Origin of the sequence: Roseofilum halophilum BLCC-M91, from assembly GCF_030068445.1 — a bacterium.
Lineage (GTDB): Bacteria > Cyanobacteriota > Cyanobacteriia > Cyanobacteriales > Desertifilaceae > Roseofilum > Roseofilum halophilum.
In genome coordinates, this window is record NZ_JAQPOK010000039.1 from 26,253 (window position 1) to 43,039 (window position 16,787).

Sequence of the window (16,787 nt, forward strand, 5' to 3'; positions counted from 1 at the left end):
AATCCTGAAGTTCAAGCGTATTATCGAGACCCTATGCAAGTTTACCGACTTCCTGCCCTTTCCGATAACTATATTTTTGTTTTACACGATCGCCACCTCAATCAAGCTGCTGTCGTCGATCCGGCCCAACCCCAACCCGTGTTAGAGTGCCTAGACCAGTTAGGAGCCGACCTAATTGCCATCCTCAACACCCATCATCATAGCGATCATGTGGGCGGCAATCAAAAGTTAATCAAACACTTTCCCCACCTTCAAGTTTATGGCGGTGCTGTAGACCGGGGACGAATTCCCGGACAACACTTTTTCCTCGAAGACGGCGATCGCCTCACCATTTTAGGCCAAGAAGCCCAAATCTTCTTTGTACCCGGTCATACCAAAGCACACATCGCCTACTACTTCCCTCCCACAGATCCCAGCCAACCGGGAAACCTATTCTGCGGAGACACCCTGTTTGCCGGGGGATGTGGTCGCCTCTTTGAAGGAACCCCAGCCCAAATGGTTAATTCTCTGAGCAAATTAAGAGCGCTTCCCGATAACACCCAAATTTGGTGCGCCCACGAATACACCCTTAACAACCTCAAATTTGCCCTAACGGTAGATGGAAATAACCCCAAATTACAAGAGCGATTCACCAGCGTCAAGGAAGCCAGGCAAAACAACCAACCCACCGTCCCCTCCCTCCTCGGTCTCGAAAAACTCACCAACCCCTTCCTCCGTTGGGATCAGCCCAGTTTACAAGCGGCAGCCAACAGCACCGATCCTGTGCAAACCTTTAGCCGCATTCGCGGTAAAAAAGACCTATTTTAGAACTTGAGACTATCCGAGAATTGCGATCGCCCCCAAAGTCCGATATAATGAAAGACTTTGATCCCAACTTAACCCACTCAAGAAAACCTAACTCATCATGAGCAAAAGAGTACAAATCGTATTAAACAAAGATGTAAGCAAACTCGGCAAATCCGGAGATGTCGTAGAAGTAGCCCGTGGTTATGCCCGTAACTATCTCATCCCCCATGGTGTCGCCTTGCGAGCCACCCCAGGCATCCTCAAACAAGTGGAAATCCGCAAAGAAAAAGAACGTCAACGGCTGCTCGAAGAAAAACGCCAAGCCCAAGCCCGTAAAACTGCCTTGGAAACCATTGGTCGCTTCACCATCCGTAAACAAGTCGGTGAAGGAGAAGCCATTTTTGGAACCGTTACCGACCGGGAAGTAGCCGAAGTCATCCTCGAAACTACCGCCCAAGAAGTAGACCGCCGTGGCATTACCCTACCCGAAATCAGCAAACTCGGATTTTATGAAGCCGAAATTAAACTGCATCCGGAAGTTACCGCAACCGTTGAAATCCAAGTTGCTGCCCTTTAGGGATGGGGAGATGGGGGAAATATTGTGCCCTCATCCCCCAACCCCTTCTCCCACAGGCGCTGCCCTGAGCGCAGTCGAAGGGAGAAGGGGAGTAAAATCCCTCTCCCGTGGGAGAGGGATTTAGGGAGAGGGCATCTCATGCGAAAATACTATATATCCCGTATCCTTCCCATATCCGAGTCCCGTCCCCACACCTTCCCATGGTCAGCGAGTCCAACCTCCCAACCCTTCCCGAAACCCTTCCTCCCCAAAACATAGAGGCAGAAGAATCCATCCTGGGCGGTATCTTGCTCGACCCAGAAGCCATTAATCGGGTGATTGATATTCTTCGCCCGGAAGCCTTTTCCCTCTCCGCACACCAAAAAATCTATCAAGCCGCCCTCACCCTGCACAACGGTGGCAAACCCACGGATTTTATGACCGTGAACAGTTGGCTCTCTGACCATAATCTATTAGACAAAGTAGGGGGTCAAGGCAAGCTGGTACAACTGCTCGACCGTACCGTGAGCGCGGTCAACATTGACGAGTATGCCAAACTCGTCATGGACAAATATCTGCGCCGTCAACTGATTAGAGCAGGCCATGAAATAGTGCAGTTGGGTTATGATAGCTCCACAGATATTAAGCAAATCCTCGACCAAGCCGAACAAAAAATCTTTAATCTCACCCAAGACCGGGTAAAGAAGGGTCTGGTTTCTTTAGCGGAAACGCTAACGCACACCTACGAAGAAATCCAATCTCAAAGTACCGGAGAAATTTTACCGGGTCTGCCTTGCCAATTTTACGATCTTGATGCCATGACGGGGGGATTTCAGCGATCGGATTTGATTATTATTGCGGGTCGGCCGTCCATGGGCAAATGTTTAGCCTATGATAGTGAAATTGTCATAGATGATGGTTCAGTATTAACCATTGCCCAGATTTATCAGCAACAGCAGGCTACACTTTTAACTTTGGGAGAAGATTGGCAACTGAAAACTACTCAACCTTCGGCCTTTGTAGATGATGGGATAAAGCCCGTTTTTCGAGTAACAACTGGTTTGGGAAGACAGATTGAGACTACACTCACTCACCCTTTTCGTGCCCTACCTGGATGGAAACCTCTGTCTGAGTTGAAACCGGGTGCGACTATTGCTGTACCGCGTCAAATCCCAATTTTTGGCAGCCAAACTCTACCTGAACCTAAAATTAAATTACTGGCTTATTTAATTGGTGATGGCTGTCTGACAGGGACAACTCCCCAATTTACGAATGCTAATTTGAGACTACAAGCTGAGTTTGCCCAAGCGGTTTCCTCTTTCCCTGGTTTGAAAATATCTGAACAAACCTCTCAAGGAACAAGAACCTTAACCAGTTATGTTGTCCGATGTCCCTTAAAAACCTCTGAAGCCAGAAAATATTTTGGTCAAAAACTAAGACAACTTTTACACGATCGCTCTTATTCGGCTCACCAATTGGCCAAAAAACTTTCTGTCAGTCCTTCATTAATTACACCGTGGCTTCAAGGTAAATCAGGGCCAAGTCCTGCCAGCTTTGAGACAATTTGTCAGATGTTTGCTCTAACTCCTTCTTTTTTTGGAGTAACGAGTTCGGCACAACTCTATAGCAAAGAGAAAAATCTATTAACTCAGTGGTTACAAAGTTTGGGCTTGTGGGGGAAAGATGCACACCAAAAAACAATTCCAGCAATTATCTTTCAATTGAAGCGATCGCAGCTTGCTTTGTTTGTCAACCGACTTTTTGCTACAGATGGCTGGATCAGTGTGTTACACAGTGGACAAGTTCAGCTAGGTTATACCAGTGTTAGCGAAACGTTAATACGACAGCTACAACATCTACTCTTGCGCTTCGGAATCATTGCTCGGCTAAAAAAACGGCAAGTTAAATATAGGTCAGAAAGAAGACCCGCATGGCAACTGGATATTACTGATGGGCGATCGCTACAAACATTTATTGAAGCCATTGGGATTTTTGGTAAAGAAGAAGCTTGCTTCAAAGCACAGAAGGCTTTACAGTCTAAACGATATCAAACCAACCGAGATTTGATTCCCATAGAAGTATGGGAAGAAATTACCCAGGCTAAGGGGACAGAAAGTTGGAAATCAGTAGGACAACGGGCAGGAATTGTTGCCAGTAATCTCCATGTCGGGCGCAGATGTCCCACACGCGATCGCTTGAGTGTCATCGCTGAAGCCTTAGATTCTGAACATCTCCAGCATTTAGCAACCAGCCATATCTATTGGGATACAATCGTCTCGATCGAATTAGTGGGCTATAAACAAGTTTATGATTTAACTATTCCCACAACTCACAACTTTATCGCCAATGATATTTGTGTTCATAATACCAGTTTCGCGTTGAATATTGCTAATAACATTGCCCAAACGAGTCACTTAGCGGCAGCGATTTTTAGTTTAGAGATGTCGAAAGAGCAATTAGCGCTGCGTCTGCTCTCTAGTGAAGCGGGAATAGAAAGTAATCGTCTCAGGTCAGGGCGGATTAGTCAAACGGAATGGGAGCCTTTGATTGAGGCGCAAACGAATTTGTCTGAGTTGCCGATTTATATTGATGATACGGCTAATACTACGGTGACGCAGATGCGATCGCAAGTTCGCAGACTGCAAGCAGAACAAGGACAACTCGGCTTGGTACTGCTCGACTACCTGCAACTAATGGAAGGAAGCAGTGATAACCGGGTGCAAGAACTTTCTAAAATCACTCGGCAACTGAAAGGACTGGCGCGGGAATTGAACGTGCCAGTCATTGCTTTGTCTCAGTTGAGCCGATCTGTAGAATCGCGTACCAATAAACGGCCGATGATGTCAGATTTGAGAGAATCAGGTTGTTTAACTGGAGATACTCTAATTCCCTTAGCTGATGAAGGGATTGAAGTTCCAATTCAGAATTTACTCGGTCGCTCTAACTTTACGGTTTGGGCAGTCAATTTAGAGAATTTGAAAATTGAAAAAGCGATAGTTACCAAAGTTTTTTCGACAGGAATTAAGCCTACTTTTAGTCTCACAACTGCTTTAGGACGTAAGATTCAAGCAACCGCGAATCACCCATTTTTAACTATTGATGGATGGAAAAGGTTAGATCAGTTGGACGTTGGCTCCTACATTGCTCTACCTCGGATATTACCGAGTCCAAAATATTCATCTATGAGTGATAAACATCTAGCCCTCTCCCTATATCCCTCTCCCACGGGAGAGGGACTGTCTCCCCTTCTCCTGCGGGAAAAGCGCCTCCTGAGCGGAGTCGAAGGGGGGTTGGAGGGTGAGGGGAAATGCTCTACAACTCATTTGAAAACGACAGATACTTTAGCCAATAGCGATCTTTATTGGGATAAAGTTGTTTCTATAGAAGCTTGTGGAGAAGCAGAAGTTTATGATTTAACGGTTCCTGGTTATCATAATTTTGTGGCCAATAATATCGTTGTTCACAACAGTATTGAACAGGACGCGGATCTAGTGATTATGTTATATCGGGATGAATATTATAATCCCGATACCACCGATCGCGCGATCGCCGAAGCAATCATCACCAAACACCGCAACGGCCCCACCGGGATCGTTAAACTGCTCTTTGACCCCGAATTTACCCGCTTCCGTAACCTCGCCAAACCCCACAATTGATCAAATCAACCCTGGGATAAAATAAAGAGAAACTCCCTATCCCCCACCTTGCCATTTTTCAAAGGCACGAATCCAGCCTGTAGGGGCTTCCCGGCCGGAAAGCCCCTACAGATTATCGTAAACACACTATCGCGAAGTGCTTTATGGAGGTAAGCGGACTCGAACCGCTGACATCCTGCTTGCAAAGCAGGCGCTCTACCAACTGAGCTATACCCCCAAGGAATTCGAGCATTGGTGAAGTCGTTCAAACTTAACCCACTCGATCTATTATACACATAAGACTTCATTTGAAAAGAGGTTGAGCTAAATTTTTTTTCGGGGGATGACCATGAGTATTGTTGTAGCGACGTTTTACCAATTTTTTCCCTTTGCCGATTATGCCGAATGGCGATCGCCTCTATACTCCTTATGTGAACAACAAGCCATCAAAGGAACCATTCTCCTGGCCTCCGAAGGCATCAACGCCACGATCGCCGGTTCCCGCTCCGCCGTGGATACTCTCCTGGCCAATTTACGCTCCGATCCTCGGCTCTCGGATCTCACCCACAAAGAATCACTCTGCCCAGATTATCCCTTCGATCGCCTAAAAGTCCGCCTCAAAAAAGAAATCGTCACCCTCGGTCAACCCAACGTCAATCCCAATCAACAAGTAGGAACCTATGTCAGTCCCCAGGAATGGAACCAACTGATCGGCGATCCTGAAGTCACCCTGATTGACACCCGCAATGAATACGAAGTGCAGATCGGTTCCTTCCGAGGGGCCCAAAATCCCCATACCGACTCATTTCGTGAGTTTCCCGACTATGTGAAAACCCATCTCGACCCCCAAAAACATCCCAAGGTCGCCATGTTCTGTACCGGGGGCATTCGCTGCGAAAAAGCAACCGCCTTTATGCTCCAACAAGGCTTTCAGGAAGTCTACCACCTACAAGGAGGCATTCTAAAGTATCTCGAAGAAGTCCCCGAACCCGAAAGTTTATGGGAAGGGGAATGCTTTGTCTTTGACCAACGCATCGCCGTCAAAACCGGATTAGCTCCCGGTAGTTATGACCTGTGTGCGGGTTGCGGTTATCCCATTTCTGAAGCAGATAAGGCTTCGCCAGAGTATGAAGAAGGGATCTGCTGTCCCCATTGCGGCGATCGCTCCCCTTATCCCCTTACCCCCGAAAAAAGGGCCCGCCAACAAGCCAAATCTCAGCCAAGCCAACTCAAGAAAACAAAGGATAACAAATAAACAGCACCCATCCCCCCACAAAAAAGATCCCAAATAGCCAAAGTAGAAACGTCAGAGAGCCTTTAACCTCCAGCGATCCCAGTATGGGAGTCGCCGAGATCAGCAACAGAATGAAAAAAACGCCAAACAATAACCACACAGAAGAACTATTCAGACCCATGATTGTGTACCCGATCGCCTTATTAATGCATACCCCAATCCTAGGCTATGCTTAACCCAGTGGGGATTTTTTAAAAGTTTACCTTAATCCGCGATTCAGTCGAGTACAAAACGTCAGGTTGGAAGCTATCAGAGGATTTCGGCAAGGTGTTTGGGGTGGCAACGGTTGCTGTTCCTCCCCAGTACACTAGCCAGAACTGCTCCAAGTTATGCACTACATTCCGATCCCCCTTTCATGTCCCCTTGCGGAAAAACCCCCTGCAACCCTTCCTTAATAGATCGGATACCAAAATTTAGCTAAAGGAAATACAGTACCATTCCCCCAAACCCGTAAAATGACTGTTGGCCATTAGGCTGTTGTCTATTACCTCGCGAATTGAGTAATAGGCAACAGGCAGTGGCAACGAACATAATGTCTCTTTGCACTCTAAAACTCAACAACTATGCCTCGTCGCAACGATATTAAAAAAATTCTGCTCCTCGGCTCTGGCCCCATTGTCATTGGACAAGCCTGTGAGTTTGACTATAGCGGTGTACAAGCTTGCAAAGCGCTACGCTCCGAGGGATACGAAGTGGTACTCATCAACTCCAACCCAGCCACGATTATGACTGACCCGGAGATGGCAGAACGGACGTATATTGAGCCGCTTGTGCCAGAAATTGCCGAAAAAGTGATCGCCAAGGAGCGACCCGATGCCCTCCTGCCTACCATGGGGGGGCAAACAGCCCTCAACTTGGCGGTGGACTTGTCTAAAAATGGGGTGTTGGAGCTATATGGCGTGGAGCTGATTGGGGCGAAGCTAGAAGCGATTGAAATGGCTGAAGACCGGCTATTGTTCAAAGAAGCCATGGAGCGCATTGGGGTGAAGGTCTGCCCCTCTGGGATTGCCAGCACCCTGGAAGAGTGTAAACAGGTGGCGACTCAGATTGGGGCATATCCCCTGATTATTCGCCCTGCCTATACCCTGGGGGGAACCGGGGGTGGCATTGCCTATAACCAGGAGGAGTTCGAGACCATGGCCCAATATGGTCTGGACTGTTCGCCCATGTCCCAGATTCTGATTGAAAGATCGCTGATTGGCTGGAAGGAATACGAGCTGGAGGTGATGCGAGATTTGGCGGACAATGTGGTGATTATTTGTTCGATTGAGAATGTTGACCCCATGGGAGTCCACACGGGGGATTCGGTGACGGTGGCTCCAGCCCAAACCCTGACGGACAAGGAATATCAGAGGTTGCGGGATGCGTCGATCGCCATTATTCGCGAGATTGGGGTAGAGACGGGCGGCTCGAATATCCAGTTTGCGGTGAATCCGGCTGATGGGGATGTGATTGTGATTGAGATGAACCCCAGGGTATCGCGCTCTTCGGCTTTGGCTTCTAAGGCGACGGGGTTTCCGATCGCCAAGTTCGCAGCGAAACTGGCGGTGGGCTACACCCTAGATGAAATTTCTAACGACATTACGAAGAAAACCCCGGCTTCTTTTGAGCCGACGATTGATTATGTGGTGACGAAGATTCCCCGGTTTACGTTCGAGAAGTTTGCGGGCACGGAGCCGATTTTGACGACCCAGATGAAGTCGGTGGGGGAGGCGATGGCGATTGGTCGCACATTTGCGGAGTCTTTTCAGAAGGCTTTTAGGAGTTTGGAGACAGGGCGTGCGGGTTGGGGATGCGATCGCCAAGAGGTGCTGCCTTCTTTGGAGTCGATTCGGAGTGGACTGCGCACTCCCCACCCCGATCGCCTGTTTGATGTGCGCTATGCTCTGATGGCTGGGATGTCTGTGGAGGAAATCTATGAGCTGACGGGGATTGACCGGTGGTTTTTAGATAAGTTTGAGAGCATCCTGGAGGGGGAGAGGTTCCTGAAGCGTACGCCTTTGTTGAATATAGATCGATCCCAAATGTACTCGATTAAGCAGCTTGGTTTTAGCGATATTCAAATTGGGTTTGCGACAGGTACTCCCCCAGCCACGGTGCGATCGCGCAGGCTGGAGTTGGGGGTGAAGCCCGTGTACAAGACGGTGGATACTTGTGCGGCGGAGTTTGAGGCGTTTACTCCCTATCACTATTCGACCTATGAGTTGGGGGAAACGGAGGTGATTCCTTCTTCTCGGCGCAAGGTGATGATCCTCGGTGGCGGACCTAACCGGATTGGCCAGGGGATTGAGTTTGACTATTGCTGCTGTCATGCCAGTTTCTCTTTGCAGGGTGGGGGGTTCGAGACGATTATGGTGAACTCGAATCCGGAAACCGTGTCTACGGACTACGATACGAGCGATCGCCTCTATTTTGAGCCTCTGACTCTGGAGGATGTGCTAAATATCATTGAGGTGGAAGAGCCGGAGGGGGTTATCATCCAGTTTGGGGGACAAACACCCCTGAAGTTGGCTCTTCCTTTGGCTAAGGCTTTGGAAAATAATCCGAAAACCAAGATTTGGGGGACTTCTCCCGATGCTATTGATACGGCGGAAGACCGGGAACGGTTTGAGGAGATTTGCCAGAGGTTGAATATTTTGCAGCCGCCGAATGGCATCGCTCGCTCGACGACGGAAGCGATCGCTGTGGCGGGGCGCATTGGCTATCCGGTGGTGGTGCGTCCTTCCTATGTGCTAGGGGGTAGGGCGATGGAAATTGTTTACTCGGATGCTGATTTGGAGCGGTATATGACCACGGCGGTGTTGGTGGAACCAGATCACCCGATTCTGATTGATAAGTTCCTGGAAGGGGCGATCGAGGTGGATGTGGATGCTCTTTCCGATGCTACGGGACAGGTGGTGATCGGGGGCATCATGGAGCATATCGAACAGGCGGGGGTGCATTCGGGGGACTCGGCTTGTGCGATTCCTCCGTTTACTCTTTCTGATTCGGTGTTGAGCAATATTCGCGCTTCTACGGTGGCTTTGGCTAAGGCGTTGCACGTGATTGGGTTGATGAATATTCAGTTTGCCGTGCAGGAGGAGACGGTGTATATCCTGGAGGCTAATCCTAGGGCTTCGCGGACGGTTCCGTTTGTGTCGAAGGCTATTGGCAAACCCCTGGCGAAGTTGGCTTCTTTGGTGATGTCTGGCCAGTCCCTTATGGAGGTGGGACTGACCGAGGAGATTGTGCCCAGCCATGTGTCGGTGAAAGAGGCGGTGTTGCCCTTCGAGAAGTTCCCCGGAGCGGATACCCTGTTGGGGCCAGAGATGCGTTCGACGGGGGAGGTGATGGGCATTGACTCGGAGTTTGCTACCGCTTTTGCTAAGGCAGAAATTGGGGCCGGGGTGCGGCTGCCCCTGTCCGGTTGCGTGTTCGTTAGTTTGAGCGATCGGGACAAAGAGGCGATCGTGCCGGTGATCCGGGAGCTGATGGAGCTGGGCTTTCGGGTGATGGCTACTTCTGGGACTCGGAAGGTGCTAATTGAGAAGGGGCTAGAGGAGGTGCAATCGATTTATAAGTTGCACGAGGGCCGGCCCAATGTGATTGATGAGATTAAGAATCACAATATCCAGTTGATTATTAATACGCCTTCTGGGGAGGAGGCCCAGGCGGATGGCCGGTTGCTTCGGCGATCGGCTCTGACGTATAAGTTGCCGATTATCACCACGATTGCGGGGGCGAGGGCGACGGCGGAGGCGATTCGCTCTCTGAGGTCTTCTCCCCTGGAGGTGAAGGCCCTGCAAGACCATCTTCGGGGTTAACCACCTCCCTTTTTAGGGAAGTTAGTTGGGAATAACCTCTGCTGACTTCCGTCAGATGGGATTGATTCTTATCGCAACTTACCGATTTCCCCGTAGACCCTGGTCTATGGGGTTAATGTTTAGAATAGGAAAACCGGGTTTTCCTATTCCCCATTCCCTATTCCCAGTGCTACAAATTCACAAAAATGTTGTAAACAATGCATTTCTTCATAAAGTTCCTGGGTAACCTATGGAGAATCACCTGTAGATAAGACTTCTGGAGGTAGTTCTTCCTAAAGTAGTAGACGTTAACTTAAAATAATGTTACAATACTTAACATAATAGAATTCCGGTAGAGAAAGACAATGACAAGCGAACTAATTTTAGTTACAGCCACATCTGTTGTAGGTCTTATCCTTGTCCTGAGTGAAACCGAAGGACTTGCCCAACGCCTGATTGAAAATCAATCGGAATCTGCCCCAGAAACGGAAGTTGTGCCGATTCCTGTAAGGACAGATGAGGCTTAATTTGCCCCAACCAATGTGAGTCGATTGAGAGTTCCTAGTTCTTGAACTAGCTATCCATTGTTGTCAACCCAAGACGCAGAGCTATGAAAACCCCCCAAAAACCTACCGATCCCGTTCGTGCTTATCTTCGCGAAATTGGCCGCGTTCCTCTACTTACTCACGAGGAGGAAATTACCTTGGGTAAGCAAGTGAAGCGTTTAACCGATCTTCAGGAAACCAAAAATGCTTTAGCCAAGGACACCGATTGCGAACCGAGTTTAGAGCAATGGGCTAAAGCGGCTGATGTTTCTGTGAATCAATTGAAGGCGGCGATCGCCCAAGGAGAGAGAGCCAAGCGGAAAATGGTAGAGGCGAATCTGCGTCTAGTGGTTTCAGTGGCCAAGAAGTATATTAAGCGTAATGTAGACTTGTTGGACTTGATCCAAGAGGGAACCATTGGAATGCAACGGGGGGTAGAAAAGTTTGACCCCACCAAGGGATATCGCTTCTCCACTTATGCGTATTGGTGGATTCGTCAAGCAATTACACGGGCGATCGCCGAAAAAGGACGCACCATCCGCTTACCGATTCACATTACCGAAAAACTCAATAAGATTAAGAAAGCTCAACGGCAGTTGTCCCAAACCTTGGGGCGATCGGCAACTATTAATGAGTTAGCCGAAGAGTTGGATCTAACGCCCAAACAAGTGCGGGAATATTTAGAGCGCTCTCGCCTTCCGTTATCCCTAGATTTGCGCGTGGGAGATAACCAGGATACAGAATTGGGAGAGCTTTTGGAAGATACTGGGCCATCTCCAGAGGATTTCACGATGAATACTTCTCTGCGAGCTGAATTAGAGCAAATGATGGCTGATTTAACGCCCCAACAACAGCAAGTTTTATCTTTGCGGTTTGGGTTAGAAACAGGTCAATCTATGACCTTAGCTAAAATCGGCGATCGGCTCAGTATCAGTCGTGAGCGTGTCCGTCAAATTGAACGGGAAGCTCTGGGTAAGTTACGCAAGCGCAAAGCGGATATGCGTGAGTACATCGCGAGTTAGATTCTCTAGCTGCTCTAGAGATCTATGGCCGCCTAATCCATTGATTCTCCCTCTCAACAAGCCTGTTACACTAGACAGGCTTGTTTTTATCTCTGTTCAATTCTCTACGGTAACCAGGGATATTGGCGGAAATTGGGCGGCCTTTTCTCTAAAAATGCCTGTTTGCCTTCCGCTCCTTCTTCGGTCATGTAATAGAGTAGGGTGGCATTGCCTGCCAGTTCTTGCAGGCCAGCTTGGCCGTCACAGTCTGCATTAAAGGCAGCTTTTAAGCAGCGAATGGCGATCGGGCTTTTTTGTAAAATTTCTTGGGCCCATTGAATGCCTTCTGCTTCTAGTTCTTCTACGGGAACCACATGATTGACTAAGCCCATGTCTAGGGCTTGTTGGGCGCTATACTGGCGACAGAGAAACCAGATTTCCCGCGCTTTTTTTTGACCGACAATGCGGGCTAAATAACTGGCTCCAAATCCGCCGTCAAAACTGCCGACTTTCGGCCCGGTTTGGCCAAAAATGGCATTATCGGCGGCTAGGGTGAGATCGCAGATTAGGTGTAAGACATGACCACCCCCGATCGCATATCCGGCGACTAAGGCAATCACCACCTTGGGCATCGACCGGATCAGCCGTTGTAAATCGAGAACATTCAGCCGAGGCACTCCCGCATCATCCACATATCCGGCTGTGCCCCTTACACTCTGGTCTCCACCGGAACAAAAGGCATATTTTCCATCCGTATGGGGGCCAGCACCGGTAAACAGGACTACTCCGATTTGGGCATCTTCCCTTGCGTCGCAAAAGGCATCATAGAGTTCAAATACGGTTTTGGGACGAAAAGCGTTGCGTTTATGGGGTCGATTAATGGTAATTTTGGCGATACCATCAGTTTTGTGATAGAGAATATCTTCGTAAGTTTTGACGCTTTCCCAGTTAACAGTCATAAATGCGATCGTACCTTATATCAAGACTTAAGGATTTTACCCCATTCCCCCATCTCCCTATCCCCCTATCCCTCTATCCCCCCATCTCCCATTTCTGGAGGATTAAGAAACTGCTCATCGCGATGGATACGAATTTGGTCTAAGCGCGGCCCTTCTGCTTTAATCACCGTCAACTCTAGATTTTCATAATTGAGGACTTCCCCCACCTCTGGGATTTTTTGCAGTTGGGCAATTACAAATCCTCCCAGGGTTTGATAGTCATCATCGAGGGGTAAATCCAGATTCAGCATATCGTTGGCTTCTTCCATATCGAGTTGGGCTTGCACCAGATAGGTTTGTTCGTCAAGCTGTTGGATCAGGGGTTCTTGGCCGTTATCGGGTTCTTCCGTATCGCCGATAATTTCGGCGACGATATCCTGAAGGGTAATTAATCCAGCCGTACCGCCAAACTCATCGACAACAATCACCATCGCTTGGTGCGATCGCTGCATCAATCGCAATAATTCTAATACGGGAGTATTTTCTTGGACAAATCGCGCCGGTCTTACCCAGGAGGCGATCGCGGTTTCTGGGGACAAATCGCCCTTAGCCAAGGGGCCAGCCAATTGTTTAAAGTTAATAATTCCCCGAATATCATCAAGGGAATCAGCCATCACCGGATAGCGAGAATGGCCGGTTTTTGCTACTTCATCGAGTAAATCCTGAAACGTGGCATCATAGGCAATTCCTTCAAGACTGGTGCGGGGAATCATTACATCTTCAGCCACCACTTCCCCAAATTCAAATACATTTTTGAGTAGTTCCCGTTCAGAGGCCTGTAGACCCATGGATTCTGTGGAGGTACTAATAATCAGTTGCAGTTCTTCGGGGGTGACGCGGGTGTGCCAGGTTTGACCAGAGTAGCGAATGCCGACGGAAGTCAGGAGAAAGCGGGTAGAGTGGTTGAGTATCCAAATAAAGGGATTAAAAAAGCGGGCGATCGCCCAACTGGGAGGCCCTAACACCCTGGCTAATTTTTCTGAATACAGCAGGGCAAGGGATTTCGGGCATAATTCCCCTAAAACGATCTGTAAATAGGCAATCAGAATAAACGCCAAGGGGATAGAGAGGGAATGGGTTAAAGTTTGGCGAATTGAAGGGGATAGGGGCGTATTCGAGATCGCCCCTTGCAAAATGGCTGCCATGGTATTTTCCCCAATCCAGCCTAGGGCTAAACTCGATAGGGTAATTCCCAATTGGGTGGTCGAAAGCAGGCGCTCTAAATTGGTGTGTAACTTTTGTACCGTTTGCGCCGGGACATCTCCCGTAGAGACCAATTGTTGAATCCGCGATCGCCTGACGGAGACAATGGAAAATTCAGCCGTAACGAAAAAGGCGTTAATCGCGATTAAGAGGAACACCCATAAGAGGCGAATGGAACTATCAGCAAGGGTTAATGCAACCAGATGAGGGGGTATTCCCATAACTAGAGTTAACAGAATCTCTGTGCCCATTTAGCGAACGACTGGAATACCAGAAACCTGAAGATTGAGCTGCTCATCAGGATAATCGGTGAGCTTCATCGACAAGTGTTGGGCATCCGCTAACAAAGCCACAGGTACGCTCACTTTACCGGAAAACTCTTCCTGATTGGGGGGAAGTTGGGAGGGTAAACCAGAGGTTGTCGCCATCAAAGAGCGGCCGCGATCGTCGGTAATATTCAACAGACTATAGAGAAAGCGCACCACTTGGGGACTATCATTGCGGATTGTGACATCGAGTTCCAAATTATCATTTTCTTGATGGGCAGCAAAGACCTCTAGGGTAACGCCTCGATCTTGAGCGGCGATCGGAAAACCGGGTAAGCTGATAGCCAGCTCCCTTGGCTCTACTTTCGCCTGCTTATAGGGTTCTGGAGTCGGTTGAAAACTCTGCTCTTGTGCCTCATTCGCCCCTTCACCCTCAATATAACTGTCCACCCGTTTTAAGATCTCCTCTTCCTTCAAAATCGGCACTGACGTTTTGCCCGTCGTTCCCGGTTGACGATTCACCATGGTGCTAGTGGGGCTAGAATCCGGTTGCGTAATCCCCTTGAGCGCTTCTCGACCTATATTAAACCCTAGTGCCGCACTAATAATCCCTGCACCAAACATCATCGACAGTAAAATTAACGTCAGCGCAACTGTAGAATTTAATCTCATTTTTGTCTACCTAGGTTGTTCTCTGTTTTAATCTCTTCAGTCAAGATACCCATCATCCGATTAGTGTACGCTAACTTGGGTGAAGTGACACGGAATTTACCCATTCCCCACCCCCTATCTATTCCCCATTGCCTATTGCCTCCCCCCTTGTGTTAAGATAATCCATAGGATTGAGATTGACACAAGATAATCGTTCACTCCCTAAGTTTACTCTGAGTCTATCAATCTCTAGCGCCCTTGGCCGATTGGGGAGGCAGCGAACTCATAATTCGCCTTCAGACTGGTTCGATTCCAGTAGGGCGCAGTGAAACCCGACTCAAACTCTTGCTGAGTTAAGGTCGGGTTTCTTTGTTGATTCACCATATATCTCCTAGAAAATGGCTGCACCTTGAGAGCTTAGAAGAGCTGAGGTTCGGGGGCAGGAGGCGGTGGAGGAGCAGGAGGTAAGGGAGCAGCCGGAGGACGAGAAAAGGGCACAAACGGAGTAGGCGCAGGGGGAATCGGATTGGGTTCTACGGATGCACTCGGAGAAACCACCAAGTTTTGATCGAAGGGGTTATACAAGTCTTCGGTACGAACAATAGGCGTGCTGGTATTTTGAACGTCGGTAATGTTTTTGTAGAGGATATGAACCAGTTGGGCGCTCCGCCGAGTGTTATGCTCGGAAAATCGGGGCAACCCTAAAAAGTTTTGGATTTGACCGAAAAACGATCGCTGATAAAAGTAGTCTCCACTATTGCTATAGTAGGCTGCATCAAAAAGTTCGGGAATCGATTGGTAAACTACGGCTTGATCGGGCAGTACCGGGTTGGGATCGGCACTAAACTGGGCATTGGCTTTAGGCGCTAGGGTTCCAACCCCTAGGGAAATTAGCAAACACAGGGAACTTAGAGTTTTGAGTCGAGTTAGCATGTTGACTACTCCTCACTATTTTTAGACCATCATAAACTAGGGAAGAAAGAATGGGGAATACTGTCTTCTGATAAAGTATGATCGCAGAGGAAAGAGGAAGGGCAGTTATGGACGATTTTGCGCTACGCCAAGAGTTACTGGATCTATTTTGTCAATTGGCTTATCAAGAGGGAGATTTTTTGCTCTCTTCGGGCCAAAAAAGTTCTTACTATATCAACAGTAAACCGGTTACCCTCCACCCCCAGGGAGCGGTGGCTGTGGGTCAATTATTGTTAAGGCAGTTACCGGAAGAGGTACAAGCCGTAGCGGGTTTAACCTTGGGAGCTGATCCCATTGTTACAGCCGTTAGTGTGGTTTCTGCTTATGAAGAGCGCCCGATCTCGGCGTTAATTGTGCGTAAGGAAGCGAAAGGGCATGGAACCCAGGCTTATATTGAGGGGCCAACTTTACCCCAGGGTGCTAAAGTTGTGGTTTTAGAAGATGTGGTGACGACGGGACAGTCGGCGATGAAAGCGGTGGAACGGTTGCGGGCTGTGGGGTACGAGGTGAACCAGGTGATGGCATTGGTCGATCGCCTCCAGGGAGGTGCAGAGTTTTATCAGTCCATGGGTTTGAAGTTTGACGCTCTGTTTACGATTCAGGATGTACAACAGCGCTATCAACAGAGAGGCAATGGGCAATAGGGATGGGTTAAGATCGAGGCAAAATTCTGATTGGATGAGGTGTTTTATGGTGCTAGTGACAACGACAGATAGTTTAGATGGATATCAGATTACCAGAAAATTGGGTTTAAAGCCCCGCCCTTCCAGGGCGGCTTTTTCGGCTTTCCTGTGTTATGATAATACCATGAAAACCCTAAAGTTTAAGCTATACAAACCTAAACGAAATAAAATATAAAATCAGTTGGGGCATCAACTGATTCGTTAGGCGATGTCAGACAGTCCCAGACTGCTATTGCTGTTTGAGCGGAGAATCCCCACGCCTTTAGGCTGGGGAGTATTGTAAAGTTTAATTAAAAATATAGTTAAACAGAGTTATGTATAGTAAATTATAGTCACTGCATCGATCTGACTCGGCCAAAAAAGCAGGAGTCGGAAAGATAGCATAGATTGATTGAGATGTAAATGTGTTCAAGAC

The 16,787-nt window shown here is 48.4% G+C and carries 12 protein-coding genes, 2 tRNA genes and 1 pseudogene; 10 read left to right on the top strand and 5 right to left on the bottom strand.

The window, feature by feature from the left end; all coding sequences use genetic code 11:
* Nucleotides 1-33: 33 nt before the first annotated feature.
* From gloB to dnaB, 3 genes are all read left to right on the top strand, one after another.
* Nucleotides 34-807: a hydroxyacylglutathione hydrolase gene (gloB, locus tag PJF56_RS05105; protein WP_283761567.1), complete on the top strand. Its 774-nt coding sequence runs from the start codon at nt 34-36 to the stop codon at nt 805-807.
* Between the two features lie 97 nt (nt 808-904).
* A complete protein-coding gene (rplI, locus tag PJF56_RS05110; protein WP_283761568.1) occupies nt 905-1,363 on the top strand; it encodes a 50S ribosomal protein L9 in 459 nt (152 codons plus the stop codon).
* A 200-nt stretch (nt 1,364-1,563) separates the two neighbouring features.
* Entirely contained in the window at nt 1,564-4,998 is a 3,435-nt protein-coding gene (gene dnaB, locus PJF56_RS05115; RefSeq protein ID WP_283761569.1) for a replicative DNA helicase, read from the top strand.
* A gap of 144 nt (nt 4,999-5,142) precedes the next feature.
* Here the strand turns inward: dnaB and PJF56_RS05120 are convergent.
* A tRNA-Ala gene (locus PJF56_RS05120) sits at nt 5,143-5,215 on the bottom strand.
* Between the two features lie 111 nt (nt 5,216-5,326).
* On the opposite strand from PJF56_RS05120, the gene trhO reads away from it, so the two are divergent.
* From trhO to PJF56_RS05140, 5 genes and pseudogenes are all read left to right on the top strand, one after another.
* Nucleotides 5,327-6,232, top strand: a complete 906-nt coding sequence (gene trhO / locus PJF56_RS05125) for an oxygen-dependent tRNA uridine(34) hydroxylase TrhO (RefSeq protein WP_283761570.1) — start codon at nt 5,327-5,329, stop codon at nt 6,230-6,232.
* Nucleotides 6,233-6,469: 237 nt separating this feature from the next.
* A pseudogene (locus PJF56_RS22405) lies at nt 6,470-6,595 on the top strand (transposase family protein); the annotation flags it as partial.
* Nucleotides 6,596-6,834: 239 nt separating this feature from the next.
* Nucleotides 6,835-10,074, top strand: coding sequence for a carbamoyl-phosphate synthase large subunit (carB, locus tag PJF56_RS05130; RefSeq protein ID WP_283761571.1), 3,240 nt, complete (start codon nt 6,835-6,837; stop codon nt 10,072-10,074).
* A gap of 344 nt (nt 10,075-10,418) precedes the next feature.
* A complete protein-coding gene (locus PJF56_RS05135; protein ID WP_283761572.1) occupies nt 10,419-10,580 on the top strand; it encodes a hypothetical protein in 162 nt (53 codons plus the stop codon).
* A gap of 83 nt (nt 10,581-10,663) precedes the next feature.
* On the top strand, nt 10,664-11,620 hold the full coding sequence (locus PJF56_RS05140) for an RNA polymerase sigma factor, RpoD/SigA family (RefSeq protein WP_283761573.1): 957 nt from the start codon (nt 10,664-10,666) through the stop codon (nt 11,618-11,620).
* 104 nt (nt 11,621-11,724) lie between these two features.
* Here PJF56_RS05140 and menB read toward each other — a convergent pair whose 3' ends face one another.
* The 3 genes from menB to PJF56_RS05155 all read right to left on the bottom strand — a co-directional run bounded on the left by menB (nt 11,725) and on the right by PJF56_RS05155 (nt 14,738).
* Nucleotides 11,725-12,558, bottom strand: coding sequence for a 1,4-dihydroxy-2-naphthoyl-CoA synthase (menB, locus tag PJF56_RS05145; protein ID WP_283761574.1), 834 nt, complete (start codon nt 12,556-12,558; stop codon nt 11,725-11,727).
* A 65-nt stretch (nt 12,559-12,623) separates the two neighbouring features.
* Nucleotides 12,624-14,021: a hemolysin family protein gene (locus PJF56_RS05150; protein WP_283761575.1), complete on the bottom strand. Its 1,398-nt coding sequence runs from the start codon at nt 14,019-14,021 to the stop codon at nt 12,624-12,626.
* Between the two features lie 30 nt (nt 14,022-14,051).
* The gene (locus PJF56_RS05155; RefSeq protein ID WP_283761576.1) at nt 14,052-14,738 is read right to left on the bottom strand and encodes a hypothetical protein; all 687 of its coding nucleotides are present in this window, start codon (nt 14,736-14,738) and stop codon (nt 14,052-14,054) included.
* Nucleotides 14,739-14,969: 231 nt separating this feature from the next.
* Between PJF56_RS05155 and PJF56_RS05160 the strand changes: the two genes are divergently transcribed.
* Nucleotides 14,970-15,042: transfer RNA gene (locus tag PJF56_RS05160), tRNA-Met, on the top strand.
* Nucleotides 15,043-15,134: 92 nt separating this feature from the next.
* On the opposite strand, the gene PJF56_RS05165 is transcribed toward PJF56_RS05160, so the two are convergent.
* Nucleotides 15,135-15,650 (bottom strand): hypothetical protein, encoded by a 516-nt coding sequence (locus tag PJF56_RS05165; RefSeq protein WP_283761577.1) that lies wholly within the window; start codon nt 15,648-15,650, stop codon nt 15,135-15,137.
* Between the two features lie 107 nt (nt 15,651-15,757).
* On the opposite strand from PJF56_RS05165, the gene pyrE reads away from it, so the two are divergent.
* Nucleotides 15,758-16,333 carry an orotate phosphoribosyltransferase gene (gene pyrE / locus PJF56_RS05170; RefSeq protein WP_283761578.1) on the top strand — a complete coding sequence of 192 codons (576 nt, stop codon included), beginning with the start codon at nt 15,758-15,760 and terminating at the stop codon, nt 16,331-16,333.
* The last annotated feature ends 454 nt before the right edge of the window (nt 16,334-16,787 follow it).